The sequence below is a fragment of the Allomesorhizobium camelthorni genome, assembly GCF_011045125.1.
GTDB classification, from domain to species: Bacteria; Pseudomonadota; Alphaproteobacteria; order Rhizobiales; family Rhizobiaceae; genus Allomesorhizobium; species Allomesorhizobium camelthorni.
Genome location: NZ_JAAKZF010000008.1, coordinates 68,123 through 81,115 on the forward strand (window position 1 = coordinate 68,123; position 12,993 = coordinate 81,115).

The following is a 12,993-nucleotide window of genomic DNA, read 5'->3' on the forward strand; positions in this document are numbered from 1 at the left end:
GTCAGCTTCCTCCTGTGCGCCCTCGGGCCGCTTCCGGCAGGACGATTCCACCCTCTTCGGCGTACATCTTTGCGACAGCAACGTCCCCGGCGCTGCCGTAACCCGCCTCCCGGGCCGCCTGGAACCGTTCGAAGGCGGCATCCGCGAGCCTGACCGACATGCCGGATGCAGCGGCGATCTGCCGGACGATGCCGAGATCCTTGACGAAGATGTCGACTGCCGAATGCGGCCGATAGTCACCGTCGGCGATGTAGGGCCCGCGGTTCTGGAACATCCAGGAAGACCCGGCGGAGCGGGTGATGACTTCGATCATGCGATGCGGATCGATGCCCTGGCCGATGCCGAAGCACATGGCTTCGGCCGTCGCAAGCACATGGATACCTGCCAGGAGCTGGTTGACGATCTTCATGGCGGAGCCGGCCCCGGCGCGATCGCCGAGTTCGAAGACGGTCTCTGCCATCGCATCGAGAGCTGCGCCGGCCATGGCGAAGGCGTCAGGGTGCCCGGAAGCCATGATTGACAACTTTCCCTCGGCGGCGCGCGCGGAGCCGCCAGAGATCGGCGCGTCGAGATAGAGGACGTTCCTCGCCTGAAGCCTGCTCTCGAAGTCGACCGCGTGTTCAGGCGCGAAGGTGGCGCAGGAGACAACAACCGCGCCGTTGGGCAGACGATCGGCGATGCCGCCTTCGCCGAAAAGAACGTCCTCGGTCTGCCTCGCGTTCACCACCACCAGGATGGCGATGTCGGCGGTCGCCGCCGCCTCGGCGCGGCTGCTTCCCAAGCCGCCGACTTCAACGAAGCGGGCGGTGACAGCGGCGTCGATGTCGATGCCGCATACGGCATGTCCCGCGCGCAGCAGCGAACGCCCCATGCCGAAACCCATGGCGCCGAGGCCGATCAGCAGCACGTTGCTCATGAGGCCTGCGCTCCCGCTTGCTCGTCGGCAAGATATGCTTTGAGGATCGCCTCGAAGGAGGCATCCGGCTCAAACCCGCGTTCCAGCGCGCCGCTGGCGTCGAAGGGTGTCGATTCGCTCACGTCGATCGTTCTCCAAGGTTCCGGGTTCCGCCGTGGTGGCGGCGTTCCTCGACAGCGTCAAATGCAGCGGCCGCCATCGACCTCGAGCAGCACGCCGGTGATGAATTCTGCCTCGTCGGAGGCGAGAAAGCCGCAGGCCTTGGCGATGTCAAGTGGTCGCGACAGCCGGCCGAGCGGAATGCCGGCGATGATCTTCGCTCGCGTCTCCGGCGTGTCGGCGCCGGGCAGGAATTCGCTCGTCAGCCCGGTCTCGCCCATGACAGGATTGATGCCGCAAACGCGGATTTTCTTTTCCGCCAGTTCAATCGCCATGGATTTGGTGATGGCGATCGCCGCCCCTTTTGATCCGTTGTACCAGACGAGACCTGGCCGCGGCCGGACGCCGGCCGTCGAGGCGATGTTGATGATGACGCCGCCGCCGTTCTTCTCGAGCACCGGCACGCCGTGAATGGCGGCGTGGTAGATCGACTTGACGTTCACGGCATAGACCTTGTCGAAGGTCGCTTCGTCGACCAGCACCATCGACTGGTTCTTGTGGGTCGTGCCGGCATTGTTGACGATGATGTCGAGCTTGCCGAAGCGCGAGATCGCGGCAGCGATCATCGCCTTGGTCTGATCGCTGCTGGTCACGTCGGCGGCGAAGGCGGAGGCCTGTTCACCAATATCGGCGGCGACCTTCTCGGCGGCATCGGCGCGGATATCGACGACCAGCACCCTGGCACCCTGCTCGGCGAAGTAATGCGCGATGCCTTCGCCATAGCCGCCACCGGCTCCGGTGACGAGGGCGACCTTGTCCTTGAGTTTCATACACGCTTCCCTTGCAGCAACAATTAAGACTCCGGAATGTCGGCTACCGGTAGAGTAACTCGACCAGACCCAGCGAAATGAACGGCACGTAGGTCACCAACAGGACGCAACCCATCACCACTGCCACCATCGGCACCAGTGGCGGGATGATCCTCTGGAGAGATATGTTTGCGACCGCGCAGGCTGCAAACAGGTTGACCCCGACCGGCGGAGTGATCATGCCGAGCGCCAGGTTGACGACGATGATCAGGCCAAATTGAACCGGATCGACGCCATAGGCGATGGCGATCGGCGTCAATAGCGGCGCTAGAACGAGGATCGCCGCGGATGTCTCGATGAACATGCCTACCCCGAACAAAAAGATGTTCACCGCCAGAAGGAACCCGTATTTGGACGTAAACACCTCCTGCACCCATTCGGTGATGATCACCGGCAGCCCGCTGCGGGTGACGAGGAAGGAAAACAATCCGGCGCCGGCGATGATGATCATGATCACGGTGCTGGAGACGACGGAATTCTTGAATGCCGCGTGAATTTCGCGCAAGCCCATGGCGCGATAGACGAAGACGCCGACGACAAGCGCGTAGACCACCGCGACTGCCGAGGCTTCGGTGGGCGTGAAAATCCCGCCATAGATGCCGCCAAGCACGATGAACGGCATCATCAGCGCCCAAAAGGACCGCAGCAGAGCCGTGAAGAACGGCAGGCTGCCGTCGTCGTCGCTCTTGCCGTAGCCTTTGATGCGGCACAGGATGATTAGATATGTGAACAGACCCGCGGCGACGAGTATGCCGGGCCCGACACCGGCCAGGAACAGTTGACCGATCGAGGTCTCCGTTGCCACGCCATAGAGAATGAGCGGGATCGAGGGCGGTATCAGAACCCCCAGTTCGGCGGATGCGGCCTGGATCGCCGCAGCGGTTCCGACCGGATAGCCGTGGCGCACCATGGCCGGGATCAGAATGACGCCGATCGCAAAGGTGGTGGCGACGGAGGATCCGGACACGGAGGCAAAGATCATGCAGGTGATGACGCAGGTGCAGGCGAGGCCGCCCTGGATGCCGCCGACCATGGATTTTGCGAGGTCGACGAGGCGCTCTGAAATACCGCCCGCCGCCATCAGGTTGCCCGAGAGAATGAACAGCGGCACTGCCAGCAGCGGAAACGAATCGAGGCTGGTGAAAACCCGTTGCGCCACAAGAAGTAGCGGCGCGGTTGAATACAAGTGTATGCCAAAGGCGCTGGCGAGAACCAACGAGACGCCGATCGGCACCGCGAGGCTGAAGAGGATCAGCAGGGAAAATGCGAGCGCGGCGTTCATGTCTGTTTGCTGATTTCTTTGAGGCCCCCTTCGCGTCCTGCATCCGGATCGTGGAGAACCTCGACGAGCCTGCCGATCACGCCGAACACCGCAAAGGCGGCCCCCACTGGCAGGGCTGCGTAGACCCAGGCGATCGTGATCTGCAGTCCTGCCAGATGCTGACCACGGACCCGCATCGTCATCCCGGCGCCATACCAGATGAGAAGGGCGAGAAAGACTAGCGAGGCAAACGCGACGACGCAGTAAAGCGGCTTGCGGATGCGGGGGGGAGAAATATCGAGAAGAAAGTCGACGGCAATCATCGCTCCTTGCCGAAATGCGGCTGCAAGGCCAAGAAAAACCATCCATATCATCGCAGACCGGGAAGCCAGCTCCGACCAGACAGAAGGATGACCGATCACGAAGCGGGTCACCACCTGGTAGAAGGCAAGGGCGACCACCGCGGCCATGGCAATTACGGCGAGTTCGAGCGCCGTGCGCGTAAGGCGCGCCTCCAAAGTATGAAACCATTGCATGTGCGAACGCTCCGCCCAGGGCGGTCCCTGGAACCACCCTGCTTTGCTGCGTTGAGAGGTTACTTCTGCGCGTCTTGGATGCGGGTCAGCATGTCGTCGCCATGCTTGGCAATGAACGTCTTATAGGCCGGACCAACCGCCTCGCGGAATGCATCGACGTCAACTTTTTCGATGACTTCCATTCCGTGTCCGCGAAGCTTGTCCACGCCGCCGGCTTCATCTTCTTCGACCTTCTTGCGGGTGGCCGCCACCGCGACATCGGCGGCTTCCTCAAACCAGCCCTTCTCTTCTTCCGACAGCGTTTCCCAAAGGCTCGGCGACGCGAGAATAATCCCCGGCGAGTAGACGTGGCCAGTGAGCGTCAGGTGGTCCTGCACTTCCCACATATTGGCCGAGGTGATGACGGGAATCGGATTTTCCTGTCCATCGATGACCTGCTGTTGCAGGGCTGCGAAGACCTCAGGAAAGGCCATTGGCGTGGGCGATGCGCCGGCAGCCGTGAACGCCTCGATATGCACCGCGTTCTCCATCGTCCTGATCTTCAGGCCTTGAAGATCAGCAGGCGTGTTGATGGCGTGCTTGGAGTTGGTGATGTGACGGAAGCCGTTCTCGCTCCACGCCAGCGCCACAAGATTGTTTTCGCTGACCTTGGCCAGGAGCTCGTCGCCGATCTCGCCATCGAGGATCGAGCGCGCCGCCTCATAATCCTTGAACAGGAATGGCAGATCGAGCACCAGCGTCTCAGGCGCGAAATTGCCCAGCGGGCCAGTCGATGAGATGACGAGCTCGATCGAGCCGATCTGCAGCCCCTCGATCAGGTCGCGCTCGCCGCCGAGCGCGCCTGCCGCTTGCTCACGGACTTCGAATTTGCCGTCACTGAGTTCGGAAATCTTTTTCGCGAATGCCTGGACGCCCATGCTGTAGTGCGAATTTTGCGCCGTGGTGTGACCGAAATTGAGGACGGTCTGCGCCATGGCGCTGCCGGCGAGCGACACCGACAAAGCCAATACGGAAACTGCGACTATGCTGCGAAAACGAAACATCTGGTTCTCCTCCCTGGATTCTTTTTTGCAACCGGATGTGACTTTGGCGTCAACCGACAATTCAGTCAACTTGTTTTACAACTTTGGGCGCGATAGATTCAGGCGGCTGCGAGCGCGTTTTGCGGGAGCGATGGCAATTTCCCGCGGTGCGCGAAGTGTCGGTTTTCCACCGCGGCACGGACAGCCAGGTCGCCTGTTGGGAGAACGCACCATGGACAAACCCGGGAAGACTGCAAAGCCGGATTTCGTGTTCACCGATCTTCAGGGCAACAGGACTGAACGGCTCGCTGACAAGGTCTACGAAAACCTGTTCCATGCGATCGTCACCGGCATGATCGTTGCCGGCACCCGTCTTCCGTCCGAGAACCAGTTGGCGCAGGAGTTCGACGTCTCGCGGCCGGTGCTTCGCGAGGCGCTCGATAGATTGCGGGCCGACGGGCTGGTCGCCTCGGTTCGCGGGTCGGGCAATTATGTCCAGAATGCCGTTGGCGCCAAGGCGCCGGGGAGGGAAGGCGAAGGCGTCGACCGGGATGCGCTCGAGCGCATCGGCGACCTTCTGAACGGGATCGAGCTTCGGCTCATTGTCGAACCCGAGGCCGCCTTTCTTGCGGCCAAACGGCGCGGGCCGTCGGATGTCGAACGCATGCGCGCCGCCCTCGACCGCTTCTCCGATGCGGTCAGGCAGAACGCGATCCTTCATCACCACGACTATGCGTTCCACGAAGCGGTTGCCGCGGCGACCTCCAACCAGCGCATCGTGCACACGCTGAAGTCGCTCGAATACGACGTGACGCGCTCGGTCAGCCTGATGCGTTTTCTAGTTCAGTTCCAGCCGCTTGTCCGGATCGATGCGGTACAGGTCGAGCACGAGGAAATCTTCGCCCATATCGAGGCCGGCGCTGCGACCGATGCCAAGCGCGCCATGCGCAACCACATCGAACATGCACGTATCCGCATGTTGAGCAGCCGGCCCGGTTTCTGACTCCCAAGCCATAGCCGTCGGGCCTCGCCAGCGGCCTTCTCGACCTACCCGTGCTTGAGGACGACGGTTTTGATGGTGGTGAAGCTGATCATGCCCTCGAAGGCTTTTTCACGCCCATAGCCGGAGCGTTTCATGCCGCCGAAAGGCAGTTCGATGCCGCCGCCGGCGCCGTAATTGTTGATGAAGACCTGACCCGCGTCGACGGCATTGGCGCAGCGCATCTGCCGGCCGCCATCCCTGGTCCAGACCGAAGCCGTCAGTCCATAGGGCGTGGCGTTCGCCAGGCGGATGGCGTCCTTCTCGTCGTTGAACGGAAACGCAGCGAGCACCGGACCGAACACTTCGTCCCGGGCGAGCCGGCTTTCGGGCGCAGCGCCGTCGAGCAGCAGCGGCGGGTAGTAGAAGCCGCCCTCGGGCGCATCGGCGTCCATGGCTGCTTTGGCGACCACCCTGGCGCCGTCGGCGAGCGCCGCCTCCACCAGTTGCGTCACGCGCTGCAATTGCCGGGCGCTGACGATCGGGCCGCAATCAAGATCGTCGGCCCCTGCCCCGGTCTTCAATTTGGAGAACCGCTCGGCGAGCCGGGCGAGCACGTCGTCGTAAATCGCCCGTTCGATCAGCACCCGGCTCCCCGCAGCGCAGGTCTGACCCGCGTTCTGGACGATGGCGTTGACGATGACCGGCAAGGCCTCATCGAGATCGGCGTCGGCAAAGATCACCTGCGGCGATTTTCCACCGAGTTCGAGAGTGACCGGCACGTGGTTCTCCGCCGCGGCCCTGGCTACCGCCGTACCGGTCTGCGGCGAGCCGGTGAACGAGATGTGGTTGATGCCGGTATGAGCTGCCAGCGCAACGCCGGCCTCGCTTCCGAGCCCGCAGACGATATTGAGCGCACCCGCCGGCAGTCCGGCCTCGACCGCAAGTTCGCTGAACATCAGCGGCGTCAGGCACGCGTCTTCGGCAGGCTTGACGACGCAGGCATTGCCGGCGGCGAGCGCGCCGCCGACCGAACGGCCGAAGATCTGTGCCGGGTAGTTCCAGGGAATGATGTGACCGGTCACGCCATGTGGGACCCGCAGCGCCATCACTGTCATTCCCTTGGTATAGGGAATGGTCTCGCCGTGCAGCTTGTCGGCCGCCGAGCCGTAATATTCGAAATAGCGTGCGGCCGCTGCGATATCGGCGCGCGCCTGCTTCATCGGCTTTCCCGTGTCGCGGCATTCGAGTTCGGCAAGCTTGCCGGCGTTTTCGGTGACCCGTGTGCCGAGGCGCATCAGGATCCGGCCGCGCTCGAGCGCGGTCTTCTCGCCCCAGCCGCCTTCGAACGCTGCGCGTGCCGCGCTGACCGCCTTGTCCACTTCAGCCTGGCCGCCCCGCGGCAGGCGGGCAAAGATCTTGCCTGTGGAGGGATCGAGAACGTCTATCCCGCCGCTTTCGGCGCGATCGACGACGCGGCCGCCAATGAAGTGGCCAAAGGCGGTGATGGAAGTCTGGTCGAGCATGACGAATTCCCTCTGGTTCGCGTTTGTCCCTGCACGGCCTATGCCAGCGCCTCGGCGATCGCCTTGCCGGCCTCTACCGTGGCTGCGTTGCCGCCGAGGTCGCGCGTCCGCGGTCCGTTGCCGCCGATCACGGATTCGATTGCCGTTTCGATGGCCTTGGCTGCTTCCAGTTCGCCGAGATGTTCGAGCATCATCGCCGCCGCCCAGATCTGGCCGATCGGATTTGCGATGCCCTGTCCGGCAATGTCCGGAGCGGAGCCATGGACGGGCTCGAACATGGACGGGTTGGTTCGTGACGGGTCGATATTGCCCGACGGCGCAATGCCGATGCTGCCGGCCACGGCGGGGCCAAGATCCGACAGGATGTCGCCGAACAGGTTGGAGCCGACGACCACGTCGAACCAGTCGGGATGGACGACAAAATGCGCCGTCAGGATATCGATGTGGAACTTGTCATGGGCGACATCGGGATATTCCCTGGCGATCGCGGCGAAGCGGGCGTCCCAATAGGGCATGGCGATCTTGATGCCGTTCGACTTCGTGGCCAGCGACACCTTCTTGCGGCGCGTGCGCGCCAGGTCGAACGCGTACCGCAGGATCCGGTCGATCGCCCGCTTGGAAAACACCGATTCCTGGATCACCATCTCCTCGGAAGTGCCCTCGTACAAGAGGCCGCCGGCGGCGGAATATTCGCCTTCGGAATTCTCTCGCACGATCACGAAATCGATGTCCTTGGCCGTGCGTCCGGCCAGCGGCGAGACAATGCCCTTGAGCAGCCGCGCCGGCCGCAGCGCCACGTAAAGGCCGAGTTCGCGCCGCAGCTTCAGGATCAGGTCCCACGTGGAGATGTGATCGGGCACGGTGGGCCAGCCGACAGCGCCGAGGAATATGGCATCGGCGCCGCGCACCTGCTCGACGCCATCCTCCGGCATCATCCGGCCGTGCCTGGCGTAGTAATCGCAGTTCCAATCGAATTCGGTCCAATCGACCGAGAAGCCGAAACGCCTGGCCGCAGCCTCGACGACCCGCTGACCCTCGGGCACCACCTCCTTGCCGATGCCGTCGCCCGCGATGACGGCGATCTTGTAATTCTTCCCCATTCGTCTCTCCAGTAGGCGTCTCGGCGCTCTGAGCAACCCTTGCATTAGTAAATTTCACTTACAACTTTAGCGTCGCCGTCGGATGCCGGTACTGTGTGTCGGACCGGTCGAGATGACTGCCCATCGCGTCGGCGGCGCCCCCCGCGTCGGCCTCGGCAAGGCGGTCGACGATGACGGCGTGTTCGGCCAGCGTCTTTTCCTCGGCACCGCTCCAGATCAGTAGTTCGACATGGTAGTTGAACAGCCAGTTGAGCATGGCGTCGGAGACGGCCACGAAGATCGGATTGCAGGACAGCGCGGCGATCTTGCGGTGAAACCCGATGTCGGCCGAAATGAAGGCCTCCGCCGAGCCGAGGCTCTCGCGCTGGCGCTCAATGAGATCGCGCAGTTCGGCGATATCGTCGGGCTTGGCGTTGGCGGCCGCCATCTGCACCATGCCGATCTCGAAGAAGCGCCGCGCCTGCTTGAGATGCGCGAGATTATCGGGCGATGACGAAAGCAGCAGTCGGGCAACGCCATCGATCTGGCGGAATGCCGTTTCAGCCGACAGGGCACTGACACGTGCGCGCTCGCCATGGGAAATACCGATCAGCCCCATCGTATCGAGCGACTGCAACGCCTCGCGCACCGCCGGCCGGCCCACGCAGAACCGCTCCATCAAATCGCGCTCGGACGGCATCAACTCGCCCGGCTTCACCTCGCCGCGCATGATCATCTCAAGCAGCCGTTCGAGAACCTGATCGGAAAGCTTGCGGCGGACGATCCTTTCGCTGCCCGCTGTCTCCGCGCCGAGTTTTTGCATGTCGATACCTTGCGTGCTGCCTCCTCGGGCGGGCGGGAGCCCGTCAGGTAGGCCCCATTCCCGCGCCGGCATCCCGAGCATCATGTGATGGCGCGGATGCTCTCGGCAATCTCCTCCGGCTCGAATACACCCAGCCAGTCCTCGCGCATCAGCCGCGGCTTGCCATTGGCTATCGCCTTGTTGCAGGCGTCCGAAAACGCTCCTTGGACTTCTCCCATGACCACGGCGCCGAGAATGTTCAGGTGTCCAAGCAGGAAATCCCGGGCCGCGACGGGGTCGACGCCGCGGCGGACAACCTCGTCCATCGCCTCCTTCATCACCACGAGCAGCGTGGCGCAGACGGTTTCTGAAAGGCCGGGCTCCAGCAGCGCCATCTGTTCTACGGTGACGCGATGGGTGCGCAGGATGGGCTTGAAGATCGTCTTTGCGATCTCCTCGCCGACCGCGTAGTGCTCCTCTGGGCCCTGCATCAGCGCGCTGACGATGGCCTGCCTGGCGGCAACACCGCCGAAATAATCCCGCTTGGCCGCCATCTCGGTCTCGTCGTTGAAGATCGGCGGATGACAGGGATGGGATACGAAATAGGTGACGTCGTCACGCTGCGGAAAATGCCCAGCAAATGGGGCTGCCGCGTCGAGCGCCACGAAAATGGTCCCAGGCGCAACTTTTTCGACGATGTCGGCGGCGACCTTGCGAATCGCCGTGTCGGGTACAGCGAGAATCACAGCGCCGGCATCTTCTAGGGCCGCCTCGACCGTCACACAGTCTGCGCCGACCGCCTCCTTCAGCCGTTCCCGGCCCGCCTCGCTCACCTCCACATGCGCGACTTCGTATCTGGAAGCCTTCAGGTTCAGCGACAGGCGCACGCCCATTTTGCCGCCAGCTCCGATGAGAGCGATCTTCATGCCCAATGGTCTCCTCAAACTCGGCGGGACGATTGCAGCCACAGATTATATTGTCAACTGGTATGATGAGATGATAACTCCGCTGTAAAACAAGGGAGGGAGCGGCATGTCACGTCTGTTCGCGGAATATGAAATCGAGAGCCCCGTAGGCCTTGAACGCGCGGCTCAGGTTATTGCGGGCGAGCAATCCTGCGGCACCTTCATGCGGCTTACGGGCGAGACCGACGACCTGCGCAGCCGCGCTGGAGCTAAGGTCGAGCGCGTGATCGAGGAGAGCGTCCGAGATCGTCCGTCACTGCCATGCCGCAAGCAGGGCGCCAGCTACGCGCGCGGACGGATCCTGCTTTCCTGGCCGCTCGCCAATATGGGTCCGTCGCTCACCAACACACTCGCGACCGTTGCGGGCAACCTGTTCGAACTGGCGGAAATCTCCGCGCTGCGGCTGCTCGATGTCACTTTTCCCGGCGAATTCGCGCGCGCCTGTCCAGGTCCGGCCTTCGGCATCAAAGGCACGCAGGAGCTTGCCGGGGTCGAGGGGCGACCAATGATCGGAACGATAGTCAAGCCGAGCGTCGGTCTTTCGGCTGAAGAGACGGCGGCGCTCGTGCGCGAGCTTTGCGAGGGCGGCATCGATTTCATCAAGGATGATGAATTGCAGGCGAACGGGCCGCACTGTCCGCTTGCCGAGCGCGTCCCTGCCGTCATGGCAGTGATCAACGATCATGCTGCGCGCATGGGCCGCAAGGTGATGTATGCCTTCAATATCACAGATGAAGTTGATGAAATGAAACGCAATGCGGATATGGTGCTTGCGGCAGGTGGAACTTGTCTCATGGTCAGCCTGCACTCTGTCGGGCTCGCAGGTCTGGGCGCGATCCGGCGTCATGCAGAGTTGCCGCTGCATTGCCACCGCAATGGCTGGGGCCTCTTCCAGCGCTCGCCCGATATCGGCATCTCCTATCGCGCATGGCAAAAATTCTGGCGGCTCGCTGGCGCGGACCACCTTCACGTCAACGGGCTCGCCAACAAGTTCAGCGAAACCGATGCCTCGGTCATCGATTCGGCACGCGCCGTCTCGGCGCCGCTCTTTTGCGAGGGCCTGCCGGGATTCGAGGCGATGCCGGTCTTCTCCTCCGGCCAGACAGCCGTCCAGGTCGAACTGACCTACAAGGCGCTGGGAACGACCGACTTCATCTACTGCGCAGGCGGCGGCATCATGGGGCATCCGGAAGGCGTTTCGGGTGGGGTCGAGAGCCTGCGGCAAGCGGCCGAGGCGGCTGTCGCCGGCATCCCCCTCCATGATCATGCCCGGGACCATCCGGCACTGGCCGCGGCGCTCAGTGCCTTCGGGGACCGGCTCCCGTGAGCGAAGACCTTCTCCTCAGCTACTACGGCGACGACTTTACCGGCTCAACGGACGTGCTGGAAGTGTTGTCGGCCAACGGCGTTCCAACAGTGCTGTTCACCAGATTGCCCGAGGAGGCGGAGCGTGCGGCCTTCAGCGAATGCCGCGCCATAGGCTTGGCAGGCACAAGCCGCAGCCAGGCGCCGGATTGGATGGACGAGAATCTTCCGGGGGCGTTCGGCTGGCTGAAATCGCTGAAGGCCCGCCACTGTCACTACAAGGTATGCTCGACCTTCGACAGTTCGCCGAAGCAGGGTTCGATCGGGAGGGCGATGGAGATCGGCCTGCACATTTTCGATCAAAAGATGGCGGCGGTCGTTGTCGGGGCGCCGCAACTTCGGCGCTACACCGTCTTCGGCCATCTCTTTGCCGCCTTCCGCGATGAGGTCTATCGCATTGACCGGCACCCGGTGATGAGCCGCCATCCGGCGACGCCGATGGATGAATCTGATCTGCGGCGGCATCTGGCCGCGCAGACGGATTTGGACATTGGCCTGATCGACGGTTTTGGATTCCCAGCTGCGACCGGCGAGATGATGCTCGCCGCCCTTGCAGGGAATGGCAAGAGGGCTTGCTTGATCGACGTGCACGACCATGCCTCTCAGGCAAGCGCCGGAGCCCTGCTCGACAGCGGCGGCGATTGGCTTGGCCCATTCGTCGTGGGCTCATCCGGCGTCGAATATGCACTGATCGCTGCCTGGCGGTCGCGGGGGGCGCCTGACACCGGGACGGAGCATTTTGCGCCGCTGGCGGCACAGGAGCGCATTGCCATCGTCTCCGGAAGCTGCTCCCCGACCACGGAACGCCAGATTCGGTCCGCAGTCGAGGCCGGGTTCGTTTCGATCGACGTGGATTATGCGGCGCTGGCGGGCGGGGGCGACGGGCAGCGCGCGTTCGACGAGGCTCTTGCCCGCGCCAGCGCGGCGCTTCAGGACGGCCGGAGCCCGATTCTGCACACGGCCCTCGGTCCAGACACCGCGCTCGGCGTGGAAGGCGCATCAAACGACGCAGTCGGCCGCGCACTCGGCCGCTTGCTTCGCACGATCACTGAGCAGGCCGAACTTTCACGCGTCGTCGTCGCCGGGGGCGACACTTCAAGCCACGCGCTCTGCGAACTCGGCATTTTCGCCCTGACGCTTCGACATCCGATCCCGCAATCGCCGGGGTCTCCCGTCTGCACCGCCCATCGCGAGGCGGGCGCAGGCAGACTAGAGATCACACTGAAGGGCGGACAGATCGGCGGCGACGACTTTTTCGTCCGACTGCGTGACGGCACGGTGGCCTGAGGAGCAGCCACGGCTTGTGTGGGAGCTTGAAGAGGTCGAGACGTGGCTCGAACAATGCTGGCAGGGCATGCGAAGATCGCGCCTGGCCCGAACGTCCACCAGCGCAAGACGCGCCCAGTCAAACCTGGTGGCTTAACAAGTCTGGTTTTGGCCCCATAGCAGCCGTTGCTGGCTTGCATCAGGAAAGGGTGAACCCCCCCTGAACGGCCAGTTCAGCGAAGGTTCCGACGGTCTCTGCCAGGGTCGGGTCGTTCTCAAGCGGAACTGAATCCACTGCAAACCCAGGA

The 12,993-nt window shown here is 63.2% G+C and carries 13 protein-coding genes; 3 read left to right on the forward strand and 10 right to left on the reverse strand.

The window, feature by feature from the left end; translation table 11 throughout:
- Position 1: 1 nt before the first annotated feature.
- From ltnD to G6N73_RS09145, 6 genes are read right to left on the reverse strand one after another with little or no spacing between them, the layout of a single operon-like run.
- Positions 2-916 (reverse strand): L-threonate dehydrogenase, encoded by a 915-nt coding sequence (ltnD, locus tag G6N73_RS09125; protein WP_165026404.1) that lies wholly within the window; start codon positions 914-916, stop codon positions 2-4.
- Positions 913-1,038 (reverse strand): hypothetical protein, encoded by a 126-nt coding sequence (locus tag G6N73_RS37905; RefSeq protein WP_281352856.1) that lies wholly within the window; start codon positions 1,036-1,038, stop codon positions 913-915. Before G6N73_RS37905 ends, ltnD begins: the two co-directional genes overlap by 4 nt.
- A 57-nt stretch (positions 1,039-1,095) precedes the next feature.
- Positions 1,096-1,845 (reverse strand): glucose 1-dehydrogenase, encoded by a 750-nt coding sequence (locus tag G6N73_RS09130; RefSeq protein WP_165026407.1) that lies wholly within the window; start codon positions 1,843-1,845, stop codon positions 1,096-1,098.
- A gap of 43 nt (positions 1,846-1,888) precedes the next feature.
- Positions 1,889-3,166 carry a TRAP transporter large permease gene (locus G6N73_RS09135; RefSeq protein ID WP_165026410.1) on the reverse strand — a complete coding sequence of 426 codons (1,278 nt, stop codon included), beginning with the start codon at positions 3,164-3,166 and terminating at the stop codon, positions 1,889-1,891.
- Positions 3,163-3,681 (reverse strand): TRAP transporter small permease, encoded by a 519-nt coding sequence (locus G6N73_RS09140; protein WP_165026413.1) that lies wholly within the window; start codon positions 3,679-3,681, stop codon positions 3,163-3,165. The genes G6N73_RS09135 and G6N73_RS09140 overlap by 4 nt, the downstream gene beginning before the upstream one ends.
- A gap of 59 nt (positions 3,682-3,740) precedes the next feature.
- Positions 3,741-4,724 carry a TRAP transporter substrate-binding protein gene (locus G6N73_RS09145; protein ID WP_165026416.1) on the reverse strand — a complete coding sequence of 328 codons (984 nt, stop codon included), beginning with the start codon at positions 4,722-4,724 and terminating at the stop codon, positions 3,741-3,743.
- A gap of 211 nt (positions 4,725-4,935) precedes the next feature.
- On the opposite strand from G6N73_RS09145, the gene G6N73_RS09150 reads away from it, so the two are divergent.
- Entirely contained in the window at positions 4,936-5,706 is a 771-nt protein-coding gene (locus G6N73_RS09150; protein ID WP_165026419.1) for a FadR/GntR family transcriptional regulator, read from the forward strand.
- Positions 5,707-5,750: 44 nt separating this feature from the next.
- On the opposite strand, the gene G6N73_RS09155 is transcribed toward G6N73_RS09150, so the two are convergent.
- The 4 genes from G6N73_RS09155 to G6N73_RS09170 form a co-directional block, all read right to left on the reverse strand.
- A complete protein-coding gene (locus G6N73_RS09155) occupies positions 5,751-7,208 on the reverse strand; it encodes an aldehyde dehydrogenase family protein (RefSeq protein WP_165026422.1) in 1,458 nt (485 codons plus the stop codon).
- Positions 7,209-7,246: 38 nt separating this feature from the next.
- Positions 7,247-8,308 carry a tartrate dehydrogenase gene (locus G6N73_RS09160; RefSeq protein ID WP_165026425.1) on the reverse strand — a complete coding sequence of 354 codons (1,062 nt, stop codon included), beginning with the start codon at positions 8,306-8,308 and terminating at the stop codon, positions 7,247-7,249.
- A gap of 58 nt (positions 8,309-8,366) precedes the next feature.
- Complete coding sequence (locus G6N73_RS09165) at positions 8,367-9,110, reverse strand: transcriptional regulator NanR (protein ID WP_165026428.1); 744 nt, start codon at positions 9,108-9,110, stop codon at positions 8,367-8,369.
- A gap of 80 nt (positions 9,111-9,190) precedes the next feature.
- Positions 9,191-10,015, reverse strand: a complete 825-nt coding sequence (locus G6N73_RS09170; RefSeq protein ID WP_165026431.1) for a phosphogluconate dehydrogenase C-terminal domain-containing protein — start codon at positions 10,013-10,015, stop codon at positions 9,191-9,193.
- Between the two features lie 106 nt (positions 10,016-10,121).
- Between G6N73_RS09170 and G6N73_RS09175 the strand changes: the two genes are divergently transcribed.
- Positions 10,122-11,381: a ribulose-bisphosphate carboxylase large subunit family protein gene (locus tag G6N73_RS09175; RefSeq protein ID WP_165026434.1), complete on the forward strand. Its 1,260-nt coding sequence runs from the start codon at positions 10,122-10,124 to the stop codon at positions 11,379-11,381.
- Positions 11,378-12,706, forward strand: coding sequence for a four-carbon acid sugar kinase family protein (locus G6N73_RS09180; RefSeq protein WP_165026437.1), 1,329 nt, complete (start codon positions 11,378-11,380; stop codon positions 12,704-12,706). Before G6N73_RS09175 ends, G6N73_RS09180 begins: the two co-directional genes overlap by 4 nt.
- The last annotated feature ends 287 nt before the right edge of the window (positions 12,707-12,993 follow it).

What these genes read in the sequence shown, in the direction of transcription:
- ltnD (WP_165026404.1), bottom strand. Translation starts at nt 916, where the DNA reads ATGAGCAACGTGCTGCTGATCGGCCTCGGCGCCATGGGTTTCGGCATG.
- G6N73_RS09130 (WP_165026407.1), bottom strand. Translation starts at nt 1,845, where the DNA reads ATGAAACTCAAGGACAAGGTCGCCCTCGTCACCGGAGCCGGTGGCGGC.
- G6N73_RS09135 (WP_165026410.1), bottom strand. Translation starts at nt 3,166, where the DNA reads ATGAACGCCGCGCTCGCATTTTCCCTGCTGATCCTCTTCAGCCTCGCG.
- G6N73_RS09140 (WP_165026413.1), bottom strand. Translation starts at nt 3,681, where the DNA reads ATGCAATGGTTTCATACTTTGGAGGCGCGCCTTACGCGCACGGCGCTC.
- G6N73_RS09145 (WP_165026416.1), bottom strand. Translation starts at nt 4,724, where the DNA reads ATGTTTCGTTTTCGCAGCATAGTCGCAGTTTCCGTATTGGCTTTGTCG.
- G6N73_RS09150 (WP_165026419.1), top strand. Translation starts at nt 4,936, where the DNA reads ATGGACAAACCCGGGAAGACTGCAAAGCCGGATTTCGTGTTCACCGAT.
- G6N73_RS09155 (WP_165026422.1), bottom strand. Translation starts at nt 7,208, where the DNA reads ATGCTCGACCAGACTTCCATCACCGCCTTTGGCCACTTCATTGGCGGC.
- G6N73_RS09160 (WP_165026425.1), bottom strand. Translation starts at nt 8,308, where the DNA reads ATGGGGAAGAATTACAAGATCGCCGTCATCGCGGGCGACGGCATCGGC.
- G6N73_RS09165 (WP_165026428.1), bottom strand. Translation starts at nt 9,110, where the DNA reads ATGCAAAAACTCGGCGCGGAGACAGCGGGCAGCGAAAGGATCGTCCGC.
- G6N73_RS09170 (WP_165026431.1), bottom strand. Translation starts at nt 10,015, where the DNA reads ATGAAGATCGCTCTCATCGGAGCTGGCGGCAAAATGGGCGTGCGCCTG.
- G6N73_RS09175 (WP_165026434.1), top strand. Translation starts at nt 10,122, where the DNA reads ATGTCACGTCTGTTCGCGGAATATGAAATCGAGAGCCCCGTAGGCCTT.